Source organism: Kitasatospora sp. NPDC001132, assembly GCF_053598415.1.
Map to the genome: position 1 here is coordinate 66,857 of NZ_JBSFKF010000004.1, position 18,435 is coordinate 85,291.

The 18,435-nt window shown below is 73.2% G+C and carries 14 protein-coding genes; 9 read left to right on the plus strand and 5 right to left on the minus strand.

The window, feature by feature from the left end:
* Positions 1-190: 190 nt before the first annotated feature.
* Complete coding sequence (locus ACWDBE_RS07165) at positions 191-532, minus strand: DUF3817 domain-containing protein (RefSeq protein ID WP_449807441.1); 342 nt, start codon at positions 530-532, stop codon at positions 191-193.
* A 76-nt stretch (positions 533-608) separates the two neighbouring features.
* On the minus strand, positions 609-1,145 hold the full coding sequence (locus ACWDBE_RS07170) for a MarR family winged helix-turn-helix transcriptional regulator (RefSeq protein WP_449791716.1): 537 nt from the start codon (positions 1,143-1,145) through the stop codon (positions 609-611).
* A gap of 499 nt (positions 1,146-1,644) precedes the next feature.
* Between ACWDBE_RS07170 and ACWDBE_RS07175 the strand changes: the two genes are divergently transcribed.
* Positions 1,645-3,273 carry a M4 family metallopeptidase gene (locus ACWDBE_RS07175; RefSeq protein WP_449791715.1) on the plus strand — a complete coding sequence of 543 codons (1,629 nt, stop codon included), beginning with the start codon at positions 1,645-1,647 and terminating at the stop codon, positions 3,271-3,273.
* A 462-nt stretch (positions 3,274-3,735) separates the two neighbouring features.
* A complete protein-coding gene (locus ACWDBE_RS07180) occupies positions 3,736-5,361 on the plus strand; it encodes a M4 family metallopeptidase (protein ID WP_449807442.1) in 1,626 nt (541 codons plus the stop codon).
* A gap of 91 nt (positions 5,362-5,452) precedes the next feature.
* Here the strand turns inward: ACWDBE_RS07180 and ACWDBE_RS07185 are convergent, their stop codons facing one another.
* Positions 5,453-5,764 (minus strand): DUF3817 domain-containing protein, encoded by a 312-nt coding sequence (locus ACWDBE_RS07185; protein WP_449791713.1) that lies wholly within the window; start codon positions 5,762-5,764, stop codon positions 5,453-5,455.
* A 341-nt stretch (positions 5,765-6,105) separates the two neighbouring features.
* Here ACWDBE_RS07185 and ACWDBE_RS07190 point away from each other — a divergent pair, with 341 nt between their 5' ends.
* From ACWDBE_RS07190 to ACWDBE_RS07210, 5 genes are all read left to right on the plus strand, one after another.
* Positions 6,106-6,903, plus strand: a complete 798-nt coding sequence (locus ACWDBE_RS07190) for a DUF2127 domain-containing protein (protein WP_449791712.1) — start codon at positions 6,106-6,108, stop codon at positions 6,901-6,903.
* Between the two features lie 104 nt (positions 6,904-7,007).
* Entirely contained in the window at positions 7,008-7,646 is a 639-nt protein-coding gene (locus tag ACWDBE_RS07195) for an AIM24 family protein (protein WP_402401147.1), read from the plus strand.
* Entirely contained in the window at positions 7,646-8,296 is a 651-nt protein-coding gene (locus tag ACWDBE_RS07200; protein ID WP_392873034.1) for an AIM24 family protein, read from the plus strand. The genes ACWDBE_RS07195 and ACWDBE_RS07200 overlap by 1 nt, the downstream gene beginning before the upstream one ends.
* A gap of 209 nt (positions 8,297-8,505) precedes the next feature.
* Complete coding sequence (locus ACWDBE_RS07205) at positions 8,506-9,318, plus strand: AIM24 family protein (RefSeq protein WP_392874198.1); 813 nt, start codon at positions 8,506-8,508, stop codon at positions 9,316-9,318.
* Positions 9,319-9,358: 40 nt separating this feature from the next.
* A complete protein-coding gene (locus ACWDBE_RS07210; protein WP_392873037.1) occupies positions 9,359-9,874 on the plus strand; it encodes a MarR family winged helix-turn-helix transcriptional regulator in 516 nt (171 codons plus the stop codon).
* Between the two features lie 82 nt (positions 9,875-9,956).
* Here ACWDBE_RS07210 and meaB read toward each other — a convergent pair whose 3' ends face one another.
* Together meaB and ACWDBE_RS07220 are read right to left on the minus strand one after the other, a co-directional pair.
* Positions 9,957-10,913, minus strand: coding sequence for a methylmalonyl Co-A mutase-associated GTPase MeaB (meaB, locus tag ACWDBE_RS07215; protein ID WP_449791711.1), 957 nt, complete (start codon positions 10,911-10,913; stop codon positions 9,957-9,959).
* A gap of 92 nt (positions 10,914-11,005) precedes the next feature.
* Positions 11,006-12,199 carry an acetyl-CoA C-acetyltransferase gene (locus ACWDBE_RS07220; RefSeq protein ID WP_449807443.1) on the minus strand — a complete coding sequence of 398 codons (1,194 nt, stop codon included), beginning with the start codon at positions 12,197-12,199 and terminating at the stop codon, positions 11,006-11,008.
* Positions 12,200-12,453: 254 nt separating this feature from the next.
* Between ACWDBE_RS07220 and mce the strand changes: the two genes are divergently transcribed.
* Positions 12,454-12,894, plus strand: coding sequence for a methylmalonyl-CoA epimerase (gene mce, locus ACWDBE_RS07225; RefSeq protein WP_392873046.1), 441 nt, complete (start codon positions 12,454-12,456; stop codon positions 12,892-12,894).
* 508 nt (positions 12,895-13,402) lie between these two features.
* Positions 13,403-18,358, plus strand: coding sequence for a hypothetical protein (locus ACWDBE_RS07230; protein ID WP_449807444.1), 4,956 nt, complete (start codon positions 13,403-13,405; stop codon positions 18,356-18,358).
* The last annotated feature ends 77 nt before the right edge of the window (positions 18,359-18,435 follow it).

The following is an 18,435-nucleotide window of genomic DNA, read 5'->3' on the forward strand; positions in this document are numbered from 1 at the left end:
GGACGTCCTAGTACTTGTCGATGGATGATCGCCCGCGCGGCCCGAAAAGCACCGAAAAGCACCCGGAAGGCATCCGGAAACCACTCGGACGGCCGGGAAGCCTCCGGGGCCCGGGAGGCCCGGGAACGCCGGAGCGCCCCTCCCCCGTGGCCGGGGAAGGGGCGCTCTCGGAACGCGCGGACGGTCGGGATCAGACCCCGGCCGGCTGGCGGGCGCCGTCGGCCGCCGGGAGCTTCCCGGCGGCCTCGCGGGCCACCTTGCGCTCGAAGACGAAGGAGAGGAAGGGGATGCAGCCCGCGGCCAGGGTGAGCACCAGCCGGCCCATCGGCCACTTCAGCTTCTGCCCGAGCATGAAGGTCACCACGAAGTACCCGATGTAGAGGTAGCCGTGCAGCATCGCGACGTACGTGGTCGCGTCCTGGGCGGCGTCGAAGCCGTACTTCGCGACCATGAAGCCGCAGAACACCAGCAGTGCCACACCGGTCGCGACGGCCAGGGCCCGGTACCAGCCCAGCAGGGGGGTCGCCTTCATGATCTTCCTCGACTCGCTCGGCAGTATCGGCCGGTACGCCCGGATCCGCGCACCGCTCACACGAGGGTAGCCGCCTTCACGCGCTCCCCTTCCCAGCCCCCTCGTCGGACTCGATGAAGTCGCCGGCGGCCACCCTCAGCGGCCGGAGCAGGTCGAAGACCTCCCGGCACTGCTCGGCGCCGTACCCCTCCAGCCCGAACTCCATCGCCATCAGCTCCCGGGTCGCCTCCTCGACCACCTCGCGGCCGCGCCGGGTGATCGTGGCCAGCACCCCGCGGCCGTCCAGCGGGTTGGGGCGGCGGGCGACCAGGCCGGCCCGCTCCAGGCGGTCGACGGTGTTGGTGACGCTGGTCGGGTGGACCATGAGCCGCTCGCCGATCTTGGAGAGCGAGAGCTCGCCGGTCCGGCTGAAGGTCAGCAGCACCAGCGCCTCGTAGCGGGCGAAGGTCAGCCCGTACGGCTTGAGCACCGCGTCCACCCGGGAGAGCAGGATCTGGTGGGCGCGCATGATCGAGGTGATCGCCGCCATCGAGGGGACTCCGCCCCAGCGGCGGGTCCACAACTCGTCGGCGCGGGCGATCGGGTCGAAGTCGAGAGCGAGGGGCTTGGCCACCTCCTTACCGTACCGGCGGACGGGGCGCGCGTTACCAGGCGTCCCTGATGGTGGACAAGCGCAGCACGTGGCGGGAACCCGCCAATGGGACGGCCAGGTCCATACCAGGACATTGCGCCGGTGTGAACGCACGGCACCCGCCCCCCGACGCATCGGGGTTGGCCTCCGATCGGTCCGCCGCCCCCGCCGGCAGGCGTCGGTTCGGACGGTAACCCATTGCGGGAACGGGCGATCCGCCCCCTTTGTCCGTCCGTTCACAATTCTTCGCCCTGGCGGGACTTGGCCAATTCATGAGCGAGACCTGTCATTTGAATTGCTTGATTGTCATGCTTTCGGCCAACCCCGTTCGGTAGCCACCACCCCCACCCACCGGTGGCGCAGCCGCCCCGACCGCACGGGACCCGCACGTCAGCGCCCGTTCCGCCCCGCAGGTGCCGATCCCGGCCCCCGGAGCGCGGCGCGACCGCGTCCGCTCGCGGTTTCCCGGAAGGACTCGTTCGTGAAGCGAAAGCTCGCCGCAGTCGCCGTACTCTCCGCCACCGCCCTGCTCACCGGTGTCGTCCAGGTGAGCACCGTGGCCGTCGCGGACCCCGCCCCGCACTCCTCCGCCGCGCAGCGCGCCGACCTGCTGGCCCTCGCCAACGGGCAGGCCGGCAAGGTCGCGCACGCCCTGGCCCTGGGCGGCCAGGAGCAACTGGTGGTCAAGGACGCGCTGGTGGACGCCGACGGCACCCGCCACCTCCGCTACGAGCGCACCTTCGCCGGCCTCCCCGTCCTGGGCGGCGACCTGGTGGTGCACCAGAAGGCCGACGGCACGACCACCTCCGTGGACAAGGCCACCGGCGCGACCATCGCCCTGCCGAGCCTCGCCCCGCAGATCCCGGCCGACCAGGCCGCCGCCCAGGCGACCGGCGCCGTGCAGTCCACCGTCGGCATCGCCGCCGACGAGGACGAGTCCCCGCTGACCGCCGTCCACCAGACCGGCAAGGCCGAACTGGTCGTGTGGGCCACCGACGGCAACCCGCGCCTGGCGTACCGCACCACCGTCGAGGGCGAGCGCGCCGACGGCACCCCGAGCCGCCAGCTGCTGGTCACCGACGCGGCGAGCGGCGAGGTGCTCTCCAGCCACGAGCAGGTGCGGACCGCCGCCGGCACCGGCAAGGGCGTCTTCGTCGGCACCGTCCCGCTGACCACCACCCAGAGCGGCAGCTCCTACCAGCTGAAGGACGCCACCCGCGGCGGGCAGGCGACCTACACCCTGAAGGGCAAGACCTCCGGCTCCGGCACGCTGGTCGCCAACACCACCAACAGCTTCGGCAACGGCCTGGCCTCCAACGCGGAGTCCGCCGCGGTGGACGCCCAGTACGGCGCGGCGGCGACCTGGGACTTCTACAAGAACACCTACGGCCGCAACGGCATCAAGAACAACGGCGTCGGCGCCGCGAGCCGGGTCCACTACGGCTCCAACTACGTGAACGCGTTCTGGGACGACTCCTGCTTCTGCATGACGTACGGCGACGGCACGAGCAACACCCACCCGCTGACCGCGCTGGACGTGGCCGGCCACGAGATGAGCCACGGCGTCACCTCGGCCACCGCCAACCTCAACTACTCCGGTGAGTCCGGCGGCCTCAACGAGGCCACCTCGGACATCTTCGGCACCATGGTCGAGTGGTACGCCAACCTGCCCGCCGACAAGCCGGACTACCTCATCGGCGAGCAGATCAACATCAACGGCGACGGCACCCCGCTGCGCTACATGGACAAGCCCTCCAAGGACGGCGCCTCGGCCGACTACTGGTCCTCCACCGTCGGCAGCAAGGACGTCCACTACTCCTCGGGCGTCGCCAACCACTTCTTCTACCTGCTCGCCGAGGGCAGCGGCGCCAAGACCGTCAACGGCGTCAGCTACAACAGCCCGACCTCCAACGGCTCGACCCTCGCCGGCATCGGCCGGGACAAGGCCGCGGCCATCTGGTACCGCGCTCTGACCACCTACTTCACCTCCACCACCAACTACGCGGGCGCCCGCACCGGCACCCTGAAGGCCGCCGCCGACCTGTACGGCGCGACCAGCGCCGAGTACAACGCCGTCGCCGCGACCTGGAGCGGCGTCAACGTCAACTGACGCACCGCGCAGGCGCATCGGGCGCCCGGGTCCTCCTGCCGGAGGGCCCGGGCGCCCGCCCGTTCCGGACGGCCGGGGCGGACGGGCGGGGCCGACGGGCGGGGCCGACGGGCGGGGCGGACGGGCAGGGGCGGACCGCTGTCAAGGCCGTCCGGCTGGCGGAGTCCCGCCAGGGGGACGAACCACCCAAACCGGGCAGCGGGCGGCAACCGAACCATCCGTACCGGGGCTGGCGATTCCTGGCCAATCCCCGAACACGCCTGTCCATCCCTGCCAACGATTGTCATGCTTCTGACCAAGTCCCGTCCGACGCGTCGCCGCCCCACCCACTTCCGGCGGAGCGTCAGGAACCGCGCGGGACCGGCACGTCCGCGCCCTACCGCCCCCAAGGTGCCAACCCCGGCGCCCCGGTACGCGGCGCACCCGCACGCACCCGCGGGTCTCGTGGAAGGAACCCCGTACGTGAAGCGAAAGCTGACTGTCGGAGCCGTACTCTCCGCCACCGCCCTGCTGGCCGGCGTCATCCAGATCGCCGCCGCCCCCGCCCAGGCCGCCGCCCCCTCGCCGGCGCAGCAGCAGTCCGCGCTGCTCGCGCTGGCCTCCGGGCAGAGCGCCCCGGTCGCCCGGGCCCTCGCCCTCGGCGGCCAGGAGCAGCTGGTGCCCAAGGACGTGGTGGTCGACCAGGACGGCACCCGGCACCTGCGGTACGACCGGACCTTCGCGGGCCTGCCGGTGATCGGCGGCGACCTGGTCGTCCACCAGAAGGCCGACGGCTCGGTGAAGTCCGTCGACCGGGCCTTCGCCGGGCAGCTGTCGGTGCCCAGCCTGACCCCGGGCCTCGCCGCACCCCAAGCCGCCGAGGCGGCCACCGCCGCGGTGCGGGCGACCGTCGGCATCGCCGCCGACGCGGACGGGGCGGCGCTCAGCCGGGTCGACGGCGCCGGCGCGCCCGAGCTGGTCGTCTGGGCCGCCGACGGCAGCCCGCGGCTGGCCCACCGCACGGTGGTCCAGGGCCAGCGCGCGGACGGCACCCCGAGCCGCCAGGAGGTGATCACCGACGCCGCCACCGGCCGGGTGCTCGCCACCGACGAGAAGGTGCAGACCGCCACCGGCACCGGCAAGGGCGTCAACGTCGGCACCGTCACGCTGACCACCACCCAGAGCGGCACGAGCTACCAGCTCAAGGACGCCTCCCGGGGCAACCAGTCCACCACCGACCTCAAGGGCGGCACCTCGGGCAGCGGAACGCTCTTCGCCAACACCACCAACAGCTTCGGCAACGGCCTGCCGTCCAACCGCGAGTCCGCCGGCGTGGACGCCCAGTTCGGCGCGGCGGCCACCTGGGACTACTACAAGAACACCTTCGGCCGCAACGGCATCAAGAACAACGGCGTCGGCGCCGCGAGCCGGGTCCACTACAGCACCAACTACGTCAACGCGTTCTGGGACGACTCCTGCTTCTGCATGACGTACGGCGACGGCTCCGGCAACACCCACCCGCTGACCGCGATCGACGTCTCCGGCCACGAGATGAGCCACGGCGTCACCTCCGCCACCGCCGGCCTGATCTACTCGGGTGAGTCCGGCGGCCTCAACGAGGCCACCTCGGACATCTTCGGCACCATGGTCGAGTGGTCCGCCAACCTGTCCGTCGACCCGGGTGACTACCTGATCGGCGAGAAGCTCAACATCAACGGCAACGGCACCCCGCTGCGGTACATGGACAAGCCGTCCAAGGACGGCGCCTCGGCCGACTACTGGTCCTCCACCGTCGGCAACAAGGACGTCCACTACTCGTCCGGTGTCGCCAACCACTTCTTCTACCTGCTGTCCGAGGGCAGCGGCGCGAAGGTCATCAACGGGGTCAGCTACAACAGCCCGACCTCCAACGGCTCGACGGTGACCGGCATCGGCCGTACCAAGGCGGCCGCGATCTGGTACCGCGCGCTGACCGTCTACATGACCTCCACCACCAACTACAAGGCGGCCCGCACCGCGACCCTGAAGGCGGCGTCCGACCTGTACGGCGCGACCAGCACCGAGTACAACACGGTCGCGGCGGCCTGGAGCGCGGTGAGCGTCAACTAGCCATCCCCGGTAAGAAACGGCGACAGGCTGCCGCGGCCCTTTGGGAGAGGAGGCCGTGGCAGCCTGTCGACCGTCCACGAGGGGGTCGGGATCAGGCGGTGGCGGGCTTCGGCTCGCCCCGCTCCTCCTTGGCCAGCATCCGCTCGGCGAAGAAGCCGCCGGTGGGCAGCACCGCGAGCACGAACAGCAGGACGCCGCGCTTGGCGTCCCACTTCTGCGTCTGCCAGGCCTGGATCCAGAAGACCACGTACAGGATGAACAGGATGCCGTGGACCATGCCCATCACCGGGACGGCGTCGAACGAGGTGGTCCGCTTCAGCACCGAGCAGATCAGCAGCAGGATGAAGGAGACCCCTTCGGGGCCGGAGACCAGGCGCAGGCGGTGGACGGCGCTGCTGTTCACGATGGATACCTCGATACGGGGGTGGGCGGCGCGGGCGCGCTTGTGAAGCGACTCACAAGCATTCGGCCATTATCGCCGAGCGGACGTGCGGCCTCCCGGCCGGGGGTGGCCACCGTGCCCGATCTCACAGTGCTCCGGCCGGGGGTGGCCACCGCGCCAGTCGCACAACGCTCCGGCCGGAGGCGGCCACCGCGCCGATCGCACAACGCTCCGGCCGCCTGTCACAGCTCTGTGCCGGAACGCCACCGAGCACGACCGCCCGTCCCCGGGAACCCCTATCCTGCTGCCCGCGCGCCCACCGATCCGGACGCGCGACGCAACGCACACGGGGGTGCCACCACATGTTCAAGCGCGACTGGGACCGCAGGACCTGCGCCAAGCGCGGGCACATCACCTACGCGCCGACGGAGCCCGAACTCGCCTCCCGGCTGCACGCCTCGACCGCCCTCGGCGACGCCTGGCGCTGCCTGCGCTGCGGCGACTTCGCGCTGGGCGCCCCGCACGGCTCCGGCCCGGCCGAGGACGCGCCGCTGGTGCCGCGCGGCAAGGCGCTGCGGGACCTGTTCATCCTGCGCTTCCTGGCCGTCGAGCGGGTACTGCGCGGACTGCTGATCATCGTGATCGCCTGGGCCGTGTGGAAGTTCTCCAACAGCCAGGACGCGGTGCACCGGGTGTTCGACGAGAACCTCACGGTCTTCCGGCCGGTCACCGACCACTTCCACTGGGACCTCGAACACGCCCCGATCGTGGAGACGATCCGCAAGACCTTCGACTTCAAGAAGAGCACCCTGCTGATCGTCGCGGGCGCACTGGTCGCCTACGCGGTGGTCGAGATCGTCGAGGCGGTCGGCCTCTGGCTGAACAAGCGCTGGGCCGAGTACCTGACGGTGGTCGCCACCGCGGCCTTCCTCCCGCTGGAGGGCTACGAGCTGAGCCACCACGTCAGCGCGCTGAAGATCTGCACCCTGGTGCTGAACATCGCGGCGGTGCTCTGGATCATGCTCTCCAAGCGGCTGTTCGGGCTGCGCGGCGGCGTGGTCGCCTTCGAGGCGGAGCGCCACTCGGCCTCGCTGCTGGAGGTCGAGCAGGCGGCCGGCACCGTTCCGCGCCCCGGGCACGGGGCGCACGCCCGGGCCTGACCGGGGGCGCGCGCGCCGTGCCGGCCGGCGCGTTTGTCGCAGGCTGGTACCAGTTGGCCCGCGCGCTCTCCCCCAGCCACGTCCGCAGCGGCTAGATTGCGGCCGTGGCACAGTTCAGACTCCAGGGATCACGCGTGCTCGCCGTCGAGTTGGGCGGGGACGCCGTCAAGGCGCGACACGGTTCGATGGTCGCCTACACCGGGCAGATGGCCTTCAAGAAGCTGACCGGCGGCGGGGACGGCCTGCGCGGCATGGTCACCCGCCGGCTGACCGGCGAGAAGATGACGGTCATGGAGGTGAAGGGGCAGGGCACCTGCTACTTCGCCGACAAGGCCACCGAGATCAATCTGGTCCGGCTGAACGGCGAGACGCTGTACGTCGAGTCGGACAATCTGCTCTGCACCGAGGCCACCCTGCACACCGGCACCAGCTTCACCGGGCTGAACGGCATGTCCTCCGGCAACGGCCTGTTCACCACCAAGGTGGAGGGCCACGGCTGGGCGGCCGTCACCTCCAACGGCCCGGCCGTCATCCTGCGGGTCGACAAGAGCATGCCGCTGCGGGTGGACCCGGGCGCGTACGTGGCGCACACCGGCACCCTGCAGCGCAGCCTGAAGTCGGGCGCGGGCTGGACCACGTTCATCGGCGAGGGCGGCGGCGAGGCCGTCCAGATCGAGTTCACCGGCGAGGGCCTGGTGTACGTCCAGCCGTCCGAGAAGGTCACGGTCGGGGGCGACGTCTGATGGGCTTCACGAAGATCAACGGCAAGATGGTCGAGGCCCAGGTGGTGCCCGGCCAGCGGCTGTTCAGCCAGCGCGGCGCGATGCTCGCGTACAGCGGCGACGTCCGCTTCACCCCGAACATCACCGGCGGGCAGGGCGGGGTGATGTCGATGATCGGCCGCCGGGTGGCCAACGAGGACACCCCGCTGATGACCGTCGAGGGCCAGGGCCGGGTGATGTTCGGCCACGGCGGCCACCACGTCCACGTGATCGACCTGTTCGGCGACACCCTGTACGTCGAGGCGGACCGGCTGCTCGCCTTCGAGGGCACGCTGCGGCAGTCCACCATGTTCATGGGCTCGCAGGGCGGGGTGATGGGCATGGTCCGCGGCCAGGTCACCGGGCAGGGCCTGTTCACCACCAAGCTGGAGGGCCAGGGCTCGGTCGCGGTGATGGCCCACGGCGGCGTCTTCGAGCTGCCGATCGGCCCCGGCCAGTCGGTGCACGTCGACCCGCAGGCCTACGTGGCGCACCGCGGCGACGTGCGCAACAAGCTGTCCACGGCGCTGGGTTGGCGCGACATGATCGGCCGCGGCTCGGGCGAGGCGTTCCAGCTGGAACTGTCCGGGCAGGGCGCGGTGTACGTCCAGGCGAGCGAGGAGAAGCTCTGATGTCCTACCCGCCGCAGCCCCCGTACGGCTCGCCGCACGACCAGCCGACCCAGCCCGGCTTCGCCGTCCCGCCGCCCCCGCCGAACTACGGCCCGCAGCCGGGGCAGGGCTACCCGCCGCCCCCGCCCGGGGGCTACCCGCCCCCGCCGCCCCACCAGCAGCCGTACGCGCAGCAACAGCCGTACGCCCAGGAGCAGTTCGGCGGACCGGTGGCCCCGCTGCCGACCGGCCACGGCGGCACCGGGCCGGTGGTGTGGGACGCCCACAGCCTGCCGGCCGGCGACAACGTCAACCCGTACGCCTTCTCGGTCGAGCTGAACGGCTCGTACTTCCTGCAGAAGGGCAAGATGGTCGCCTACTACGGCGACATCACCTTCAAGGGCGTCGGCGCCGGGGCCGTCGACCGGCTGCTCGGGCAGCACTTCAACTCGCCGATGCACGCGGCGGACTGGGTGGTCGCCGAGGGCCGCGGCAAGCTGGTGCTGGCCGACCGGGCGTTCGACCTCAACTCCTACGATCTGGACGACGGCAACCTGACCGTCCGCTCCGGCAACCTGCTGGCCTTCGACCCGACGCTGCGGCTCAAGCAGTCGATCATCCCGGGCTTCCTGACACTGATCGGCACCGGCCGCTTCGTCGCCGCCTCCAACGGCCCGGTGCACTTCGTCGAGCCGCCGATCCGGGTGGACCCGCAGGCGTTGGTCGGCTGGGCGGACTGCCCGGCGCCGTGCCACCACTACGACCACGACTACATGCACGGGCTGATCGGCGGCCTGCGCCGGCTGACCGGCATCGGCGGCGCCTCCGGCGAGGAGCACCAGTTCGAGTTCATCGGCGCCGGGCAGGTGCTGCTGCAGTCGAGCGAGAAGCTGATGGCGGAGCGGTCGGTCGGGCAGGTCGGGGCCGAGGCGGGAGTGCCGGTCGGCGGCGTTCCGACCCAGCCGGCCGCGCACGGCGGCGGGAATCCCAACCTGCCGGGCCTCGGTAACCTGGGCGACCTCGGCCGACGTTTCGGCCTGTAAACTTGTACAAGATTGAACTAAATCGGCTATGCTAGTGGCCATGGAATCGCACACGATCGACACTGCGGACACCCCTCCGTCGCAGCCCGAGGAGGAGACTCCCTGGCTGACCGCCAGGGAGCAGCGGATGTGGCGCGCCCATCTGGAGGTCGCCAAGCTCCTGGAGTACCAGCTCAGCCGCGAACTCCAGCCGCACAACCTCGCGATCAACGACTACGAGATCCTGGTCGTGCTCTCCGAGGCCCCGGAGCACCGGATGCGGATGACCGACCTCGCGACCGCCACCCTCCAGTCGAAGAGCCGCCTCTCCCACCAGATCACCCGGATGGAGAACGCCGGCCTGGTCCTGCGCCAGGACTGCCCGGGCGACCGCCGCGGCCTCTACGCCCACCTCACCGAGCAGGGCTGGGAGACCATGCAGCGGGTCGCCCCGGACCACGTGCGCAGCGTCCGGGCCCACTTCATCGACCGCTTCAGCCAGGAGCAGCTCGACGACATGTACCAGGCCCTCGCCCCCATCGCCGAACACCTCCGCGGCCTGCGCGGCAAGCCGTAGCACCCGCGCGCACGACGACCGCCCCGCCGCGATCCCGATCGCGACGGGGCGGACCGCCCCACCGGGCCTGCCGTTCGCGCGCTCAGCTCGCAGTGAGCCCCGCGACCAGCTCGTCGGCTGCGCCGTACGGGTCCAGGGCGCCCTCGGCCACGCGGTCGGCCAGGGCGGCCAGGTGGCGGTCGCCGCGCAGGTCGCCGATCCGGGCGCGCAGTTCGGCCAGCGCGATCGCCTCGATCTCCTCGGCGGCCCGGCGGCGGCGGCGCGCGGCCAGTTCGCCGTGCTCCTCCAGCCAGGCGCGGTGCTTCTCCAGCGCCTCGACCACCTCGTCCACGCCCTCGCCGCGGGCCGCGACGGTCTTGACGATCGGCGGCCGCCAGTCCCCCGGCTCCCGGGCCTCGCCGAGGCCCAGCATGTGGTTGAGCTCCCGCGCGGTGGCGTCGGCGCCGTCCCGGTCGGCCTTGTTGACCACGAAGACGTCGCCGATCTCCAGGATCCCGGCCTTGGCGGCCTGGATGCCGTCGCCCATCCCGGGGGCCAGCAGCACCACGGTGGTGTCGGCCTGGGCGGCGACCTCGACCTCGGACTGGCCCACCCCGACCGTCTCGACCAGGATCACGTCGCAGCCGGCCGCGTCCAGCACCCGCAGGGCCTGCGGCGCCGCCCAGGAGAGCCCGCCGAGGTGGCCGCGGGTGGCCATCGAGCGGATGAACACCTCGGGGTCGGTGGCGTGGTCCTGCATCCGGACCCGGTCGCCCAGCAGCGCGCCGCCGGAGAACGGCGAGGACGGGTCGACGGCCAGCACCCCGACCCGCTTGCCGAGCCGCCGGTAGGCGGAGACCAGGGCCGAGGTGGAGGTGGACTTGCCGACCCCGGGCGAGCCGGTCAGGCCCACCGTGTACGCCCGCCCGGTGTACGGCGCGAGCGCGGCCATCGCCTCCCGCAGCTGCGGCGCGGCGTTCTCGACCAGCGTGATCAGCCGGGCGACCGCCCGCGGCCGGCCCTCCCGGGCCTGCTCGACCAGCGTGGCGACATCGATCATCAGGAGCTCCTAGCGCAATGCCGTCGAAATGCCGAAAGGGGCTACGGACCGCAGTGACGCGGTCCGCAGCCCTGGGGATCAGATCCCGCCGGTCAGGCCTTCGGGACGCGCACGATCAGCGCGTCGCCCTGGCCGCCGCCGCCGCACAGCGCGGCCGCGCCGACCCCGCCGCCACGGCGCTGCAGCTCCAGCGCCAGGGTCAGCACCACGCGGGCGCCGGACATCCCGATCGGGTGGCCGAGCGCGATGGCGCCGCCGTTGACGTTGACGATGTCGGAGGAGACGCCCAGGTCCTTCATCGACTGGTGGGCGACGGCCGCGAACGCCTCGTTGATCTCGATCAGGTCGAGGTCGGCGACCTCCAGGCCCTCCTTGGCCAGCGCGTGCTTGATCGCGTTGGACGGCTGCGACTGGAGCGAGTTGTCCGGGCCGGCCACGTTGCCGTGGGCGCCGATCTCGGCGATCCAGCTCAGGCCCAGCTCCTCGGCCTTGGCCTTGCTCATCACGACCACGGCGGCGGCGCCGTCGGAGATCTGCGAAGAGGTGCCGGCGGTGATCGTGCCGTCCTTGGTGAAGGCCGGGCGCAGCTTGGCCAGGCCCTCGACGGTGGTGTCCGCGCGGATGCCCTCGTCCTGGCTGAACAGGACCGGCTCGCCCTTGCGCTGCGGGATGGCGACCGGGACGATCTCGGCGTCGAAGACCCCGTCGGCCTGCGCCTTGGCGGCCCGCTGGTGGGAGGCGGCGGCGATCTCGTCCTGCGCCTCGCGCGGGATGCCCAGGCGGGTGTTGTGCTTCTCGGTGGACTCGCCCATCGGGATGTTCTCGTAGGCGTCGGTGAGGCCGTCGTGGGCCATCGCGTCGAGCATCGCGATCGCGCCGTACTTGAAGCCCTCGCGGGACTTCGGCAGCAGGTGCGGGGCGTTGGTCATCGACTCCTGGCCGCCGGCCACCACGATGTCGAACTCGCCGGCCCGGATCAGCTGGTCGGCCAGCGCGATGGCGTCGAGGCCGGAGAGGCAGACCTTGTTGATGGTCAGCGCCGGGACGTTCATCGGGATGCCGGCCTTGACGGCGGCCTGGCGGGCCGGGATCTGGCCGGCGCCGGCCTGGAGCACCTGCCCCATGATCACGTACTGGACCTGCTCGCCGGTGATCCCGGCCCGCTCCAGGGCCGCCTTGATCGCGACGCCGCCGAGGTCGGCACCGGAGAAGCCCTTGAGGGAACCCAGCAGGCGGCCCATCGGGGTCCGCGCACCGGCAACGATCACAGAGGTGGTGTTGGTCATGGGACGGGCCCCTTCGCACGTCGTGGCCAGGTGAGGATGCGCTCAATGTACTGACCTGTTACCCGCCCGTCACCGGAGCGACGGTGTGATCGAGCGCACTGGCACCATCCAGTCAACACCGTGCCGACCCGCCCCGGGTGAACCACCGCCCGTGTGAGCAGGCTCGCACGCCCGGCACTGGCGCCCGTCGCGGGCCATGCGCTGCACTGGGTGCACCTTCCCGCCACCACCTTCTCCCACCACCGGAGGCCGTCGTGCTGACCCGCATCGACCACATCGGCATCGCCTGCCGAGACCTCGACAAGACGGTCGAGTTCTACCGCGCCACCTACGGCTTCGAGGTCTTCCACTCCGAGGTCAACGAGGAGCAGGGCGTCCGCGAGGCGATGCTCCGGATCAACGGCACCGACGACGGCGGCGCCTCCTACCTCCAGCTGCTGGAGCCCACCCGGCCCGACTCCACCGTGGCCAAGTGGCTGGAGAAGAACGGCGAGGGCGTGCACCACATCGCCTTCGGCACCGCCGACGTGGACGGCGACTCCGAGGCCATCCGGGACAAGGGCATCCGGGTCCTCTACGACCAGCCACGGATCGGCTCGATGGGTTCGCGGATCACCTTCCTGCACCCCAAGGACTGCGGCGGCGTGCTGACCGAGCTGGTGACCTCCGCGCAGCAGGGCCACGACGAGCACTGATCCCCTCCCGGACCGCCCCGGGGCGCCCGGCGCCCCGGGGCAGCCGACGCCTCGTCGGTCATGACCCGTCAGTAACCTGGCGGAAGAGCCGGAAAACACCCCTGCGGCCATTCCCCCGCAGTGCGCTCCCACTACAATGCCCAGGTGCGCGAAGGCTCCGGGGGACGGAGGCGACGGGCACGGCCGAAGACAGGCCAGTCCCGCCCGCCGGCGGACGGCCCGTCGCAAGGGGAGTCCATTACGCGGGCACGGCTGAACAGTCGCAAGACGGATCTGTCACCATTCTCCACAAGGCAAGAGTTCGCCCAGGAGTCCACCCGGACGGGGGAACGCGGAACCCCGCGCTCCCACGCCCCGGACTCCGACGACCGCGGCGGGCGGCCCCGGCATGACGGGGGACCGTCCACCGGCTGCGGATGCAAGGAGCCAGTCGGACCGGCACCCGGGATACGGGAGCCCGGCACCGGCCGGGTCGAGGACGCGACCAGGAGATGGATGGGACCGCGGAGTGCGGGGCAACGACCGCTACGAGGTTGACGATCACCTCTCCCAGTTCGAGGCCGAGATGGGTCGGACTCGGAAGGAGCGGGACAAGGCAGTCGAGCACGCCGAGGACCTCGCCTACCAGGTTGAGGTGCTGCGGGCGAAGCTGCACGAGTCCCGCCGCATGCTCGCCCAGCCGCGCGCCTTCGACGCCGTCTCCGGCCAGGCCGAGCAGATGCTCCGCACCGCCGAGATGCAGGCCCAGCAGCTGCGCGCCGACGCCGAGCGCCAGCTGCGCGACTCCCAGGCCGCCACCCAGCGGATCATGGCCGAGGCCGCCGAGCGCACCGCCCGGCTGGAGGCCGACCTCGCCGCCCGCCGCCGCCAGCTGGAGGACGAGCTCGCCGAGCTGCGCCGCTCCGCCGAGCAGCACGTCAACGGCTGGGCCGAGCAGACCAGGGCCGGCTCCGAGCAGGAGGCGCAGCGGCTGCTCCAGGAGGCCCGCGCCGAGGCCGAGCGGATGGTCGCCGCCGCCCGCGCGGAGGCCGTCGCCCTCTCCGACCAGGCCCGCGCCCAGACCGCCGCCGACGTGGACGCCGCCCGCGGCGAGGCCCAGGCCGCCGCCGAGGCCGCCCTTCAGCGGGCCCAGAACGACGCCGAGCGCCTGCTGCGCGCCGCCTCCGAGCAGGCCCAGCAGGCCGGCGCCCAGGCCGCCGCCGACGTGGACGCCGCCCGCGGCGAGGCCCAGCAACAGCTGGCCGCCGCGCACGCCGCCGCCGAGGGCCAGCTGGCCGCCGCCCAGGCCGAGATCGGCCGGCTCAAGGCGCAGGCCACCGCCGAACAGGAGCGGGCCGAGCAGCAGCTCGCCGCGGCCAAGGCCGAGATAGACCGGCTGCGCGCCGAGGCGATCGCCGAGGCGGAGCGCACCCGCCGCGAGGCCGCCGAACTGCGCGCCCAGGCCGAGCAGGCCGCCGAGCGGCTCCAGGCCGATGCCGAGGCCGCCGCCGAGCGCCGGGTCGCCGACGGCGAGGCCGCCAACGAGCAGCGCTCGCAGACCGCCCGGGCCGAGGTGGCCCGGATGGTCGCCCAGGCCACCCAGGAAGCCTCGGCGATCCGCGCCGAGGCCGAGGCCGTCCGCGCCGAAGCCATCACCAAGCAGGCCGAGGCCGACGCCGCCAAGGCCGCCGCGGCCGAGGAGAGCGAACGGCTTCGGGCCACCGCCGAGTCGGTGGCCACCCAGCTGAAGGCCGAGGCCGAGGCGGCGATCGCCGAGCTGCGCGCCCTGGCCGAGCGGGACGTCGCCGAGCTGCGCGCGCAGGCCGAGGCCGACGCCCGGCGACTGCGCGGCGAAGCCGAGGAGGAGGGCCGGGCGGCCGGCGCCAAGGACGCCACCGTCCACCTCGCCAAGGCCGCCAAGACCGCCGAGGAGATCCTCGGCCGGGCCAACAAGGACGCCGAGACGGCGCGCGGCGAGGCCGCCGCCGAGGCCGAACGGATCCGCGCCGAGGCCGCCGCCGAGGCACAGCGGCTGCGTGAGCAGGCCCAGGCCGCCGTCGAGCAGGCCCAGAACGCCGCCCTGGACGACGCCGCCGCGATCCGCGAGCGGATCGAGCAGATGCAGGACGAGGCGGCCCGGCTGCGGGCCGAGGCCGAGGAGCTGCGCGCCCAGGCCGCCGCCGAGGCCGACCGGGTGCGCGGCGAGGCCCGCCGGCAGGCCGTCGTCCAGATCGAGGAGTCGGCGAAGAACGCCGAGGAGCTCCTCACCAAGGCCAAGGCCGACGCGGACGAGCTGCGCGCGGGTGCCGCCGGGGAGATCGAGCGGCTGCGCGAGCAGGCCCAGGAGCAGGCCGCCGAGACCCAGGGACGGGCCGAGCAGACCCTCACCCGGGCCCGCGCCGAGGCCGAGAAGATCACCGGCGCCGCCGAGCAGCAGGGCCAGGACGCACTCGCCGCCGCCAAGGCCGCGGCCGCCGAGAACCGCGCCGCCGCCGAGCGCGAGACCGCCGAACTCCGGCGCGACGCAATCGAGTTCGACCAGCGGGTGCGTGCCGAGGCGACCGCCGCGGCGGAGGCCCTGACCACCGAGGCGCAGGCCGAGGCGGCCGCCGTCCGGGACGCCGCGGTGGCCGACGCCGAGCGGGTGCGCACCGAGGCCGACACCGAGGCCGCCCGCGCCCGGGCCGAGGCCGAGGCCGCCGCGAACGCGCTGCGCGAGGAGAGCCTGCGCGAGCGCGAGGAGGCCGCCGAGGGGCTGCGGCGGGAGCGCGAGGAGACCTCCGAGCACCTGGACGCCGCCGAGGCCGCCCGCGAGGAGGCCGAGGAGGCCGCGGCGCGGACCCGGGCGGAGGCCGAGCAGGCCGCCGCGGAGCTGCGCGCCCTCGCCCAGCGCGAGACCACCCAGCAGCGCGAAGCCGCCGAGGCCCACGCCGACCGCGTCCGCACCGAGGCCGAACAGCACGCCACCGACCTCACCGAACGCACCGCCGCCGAGACCGCCGAGGTCCGCGAGGCGGCGAACAAGCACGCCGCCGAGGTCCGCGAGGCCGCCGAGGCCTACGCCGGCGAACAGCGCACCGCCGCCGACGCGTACGCCGCCGAGACCCGCGAGCAGGCCGACACCTACGCCGCCGAGCAGCGCACCGCCGCCGACACGTACGCCACCGAGACCCGGGCGGAGGCCGAGCAGGCCGCCGCGGAGCTGCGCGCCCTCGCCCAGCGCGAAACCACCCAGCAGCGCGAAGCCGCCGAGGCCCACGCCGACCGCGTCCGCACCGAGGCCGAACAGCACGCCACCGACCTCACCAGGCGCACCGCCGCCGAGACCGCCGAGGTCCGCGAGGCCGCGAACAAGCACGCCGCCGAGGTCCGCGAGGCCGCCGAGGCCTACGCCGGCGAACAGCGCACCGCCGCCGACGCGTACGCCGCCGAGACCCGCGAGCAGGCCGACGCCTACGCGACCGAGCAGCACACCGCCGCCGACGAGGTGCTGGAGCGCGCCGAGGCCACCGCCGAGCAGCGCCGCGCCGAGGCCGTCAAGGACGCCAAGACCACCCGCGAGAAGGCCGCCGCCGAGCTGGCCCTGGCCAACGAGCAGGCCTCGACCGTCCGGGCCGAGGCCGGCCGCGAGCTGTCCGAGGCCCGCGCCACCGCCGACGGCATCCGGGCCGAGGCGACCGCCGAGCTGGAGCAGGCCAAGGCCGACCGCGCCGAGCTGATCGCCGCCTCGAAGGCCGAGGGCGCCGAGCTGGTGGCCGTCGCCGAGGAGGAGGCCGCCGAGGTCCGCCAGTCGGTGGCCGGCATGCACGAGGCCGCCGCCGAGCAGATCGCCGCGCTCAAGGCCGCCGCCGAGGAGGAGGCCGCCGAGGTCCGCGAGGCCGCCGAGCAGGACGCCACCGAGCTGCGCGTCCTCGCCGAGCGCGAGACCACCGAGCAGCGCGAGGCCGCCGACACGTACGCCGCCGAGCTGCGCGCCCTGGTCGAGCGCGAGGCCGCCGAGCAGCGCGAGCTCGTCGACCGCGAGACCGCCGACCTGCGGGCCCGTACCGAGGCCGAGACCACCGCCCTGCGCGAGCAGACCGAGCTGGAGCTGGCCGCCGAGCGGGAGGCCGCCGAGCAGGAGCTCGGCCGGCAGCGCGCCGAGGCCCTGGCCTACGACGAGCAGCTGCGCGCGGACGCCGAGGCCGAGCTGCGCGCCGCCCAGGAGGCCGCCGAGCGGCTGCGCGCCGACGCCGAGGCACAGGCCGCCCGTACGGTGGCCGAGGCCGAGGCCCAGGGCGCCCGCAGCATCGCCGACGCCGAGGAGCTGTCCGCCGGCCTGCGCGCCGAGGCCGACGAGTACGCCCTCGCCACCCGCACCCTGGCCGACGAGTACGACTCGGCCACCCACTCCCGCGCCGACGCCTACGACGCGCAGACCCGGGAGGCCGCCGAGCAGTTCGACAAGGCCACCCGCGACCAGGCCAAGTCCGTCTTGGAGAAGGCCTTCGCGGACGCCGAGGCACTCGGCGAGGACGCCCAGACCACGGCGCTGGCGACCACCGCCGCCGCCGAGGAGCAGGCGGACGCGATGGTGGCCGCCGCCCGCAAGGAGGCCGACCGGCTGGTCGCCGCGGGCGAGGCGGCCGGTCAGGCCGCGGTCGAGAAGGGCCGTTCCGACGCGGACGCCCTGCTCGCCGAGGCCCGCCGGGACGCGACGGCGATCCGCGAGCGCGCCGAGGAGCTGCGCGAGCGCACCGACGCCGAGGTCGAGGCCCTGCACGAGCGCGCCCGCAAGGAGAACGCGGCGGCCATGAAGTCGGCCGGCGAGCGGGTGGACGCGCTGGTGACGGCCGCTCAGGAGCAGCTGACCGAGGCCGAGGAGCAGGCGGTGTCCACCGTCGCCGAGGCCGAGGACCGCGCGGCGGCCCTGATCGCCGCGGCCGAGGACCGCGCGGCCGAGCTGACCTCGGAGGCCTCCGCGGAGGCCAGCAAGGTCCGGCTGTCCGCCGTCCGCAAGGCCGAGGGCCTGCTGAAGGAGGCCGAGACCAAGCTCGCGACCTCCACCGACCGGGCCGAGTCGCTCATCGAGAAGGCCGAGGCCAAGCTGCGGTCCTCGGAGACGGAGGCCGAGGAGCGGCTGGACCGGGCCGCCGCCGAGGCGGAGAAGAGGCTGCGGGAGGCCGACGAGGCCGCGGACGAGCAGATCGAACTGGCGAAGGCGGAGGCCGAGCGGCTGCTCGCCGAGGCGAAGGCCGAGGCGAAGCGGGTCACCGACGAGGGCCGCCGCGAGCTGGACGAACTGGTGCGCCGCCGCAAGGACATCAACACCGAGATCTCCAGGGTCCAGGACGTCCTGTCCGCCCTGGAGGCGTTCGAGGCGCCGTCACCGGTCGCCCAGGCCAACGGGGGCAGCAACAAGAAGGACGGGGGCGCCAAGGCCGGTGCCGGAGTTGGCTCCCCCCGGTCGGGTGGCAATCGCTCCAAGAGCTCACCACCCGATTGAGCGGACATTGGCGGTCATTGTCCGTGAGAGAACGGCGTATCGCCGTCGACACTCCGGTACCGTGTCAGGATTCCCTC

What these genes read in the sequence shown, in the direction of transcription:
- ACWDBE_RS07165 (WP_449807441.1), bottom strand. Translation starts at nt 532, where the DNA reads ATGAAGGCGACCCCCCTGCTGGGCTGGTACCGGGCCCTGGCCGTCGCG.
- ACWDBE_RS07190 (WP_449791712.1), top strand. Translation starts at nt 6,106, where the DNA reads ATGTTCAAGCGCGACTGGGACCGCAGGACCTGCGCCAAGCGCGGGCAC.
- ACWDBE_RS07200 (WP_392873034.1), top strand. Translation starts at nt 7,646, where the DNA reads ATGGGCTTCACGAAGATCAACGGCAAGATGGTCGAGGCCCAGGTGGTG.
- ACWDBE_RS07210 (WP_392873037.1), top strand. Translation starts at nt 9,359, where the DNA reads ATGGAATCGCACACGATCGACACTGCGGACACCCCTCCGTCGCAGCCC.
- meaB (WP_449791711.1), bottom strand. Translation starts at nt 10,913, where the DNA reads ATGATCGATGTCGCCACGCTGGTCGAGCAGGCCCGGGAGGGCCGGCCG.
- ACWDBE_RS07220 (WP_449807443.1), bottom strand. Translation starts at nt 12,199, where the DNA reads ATGACCAACACCACCTCTGTGATCGTTGCCGGTGCGCGGACCCCGATG.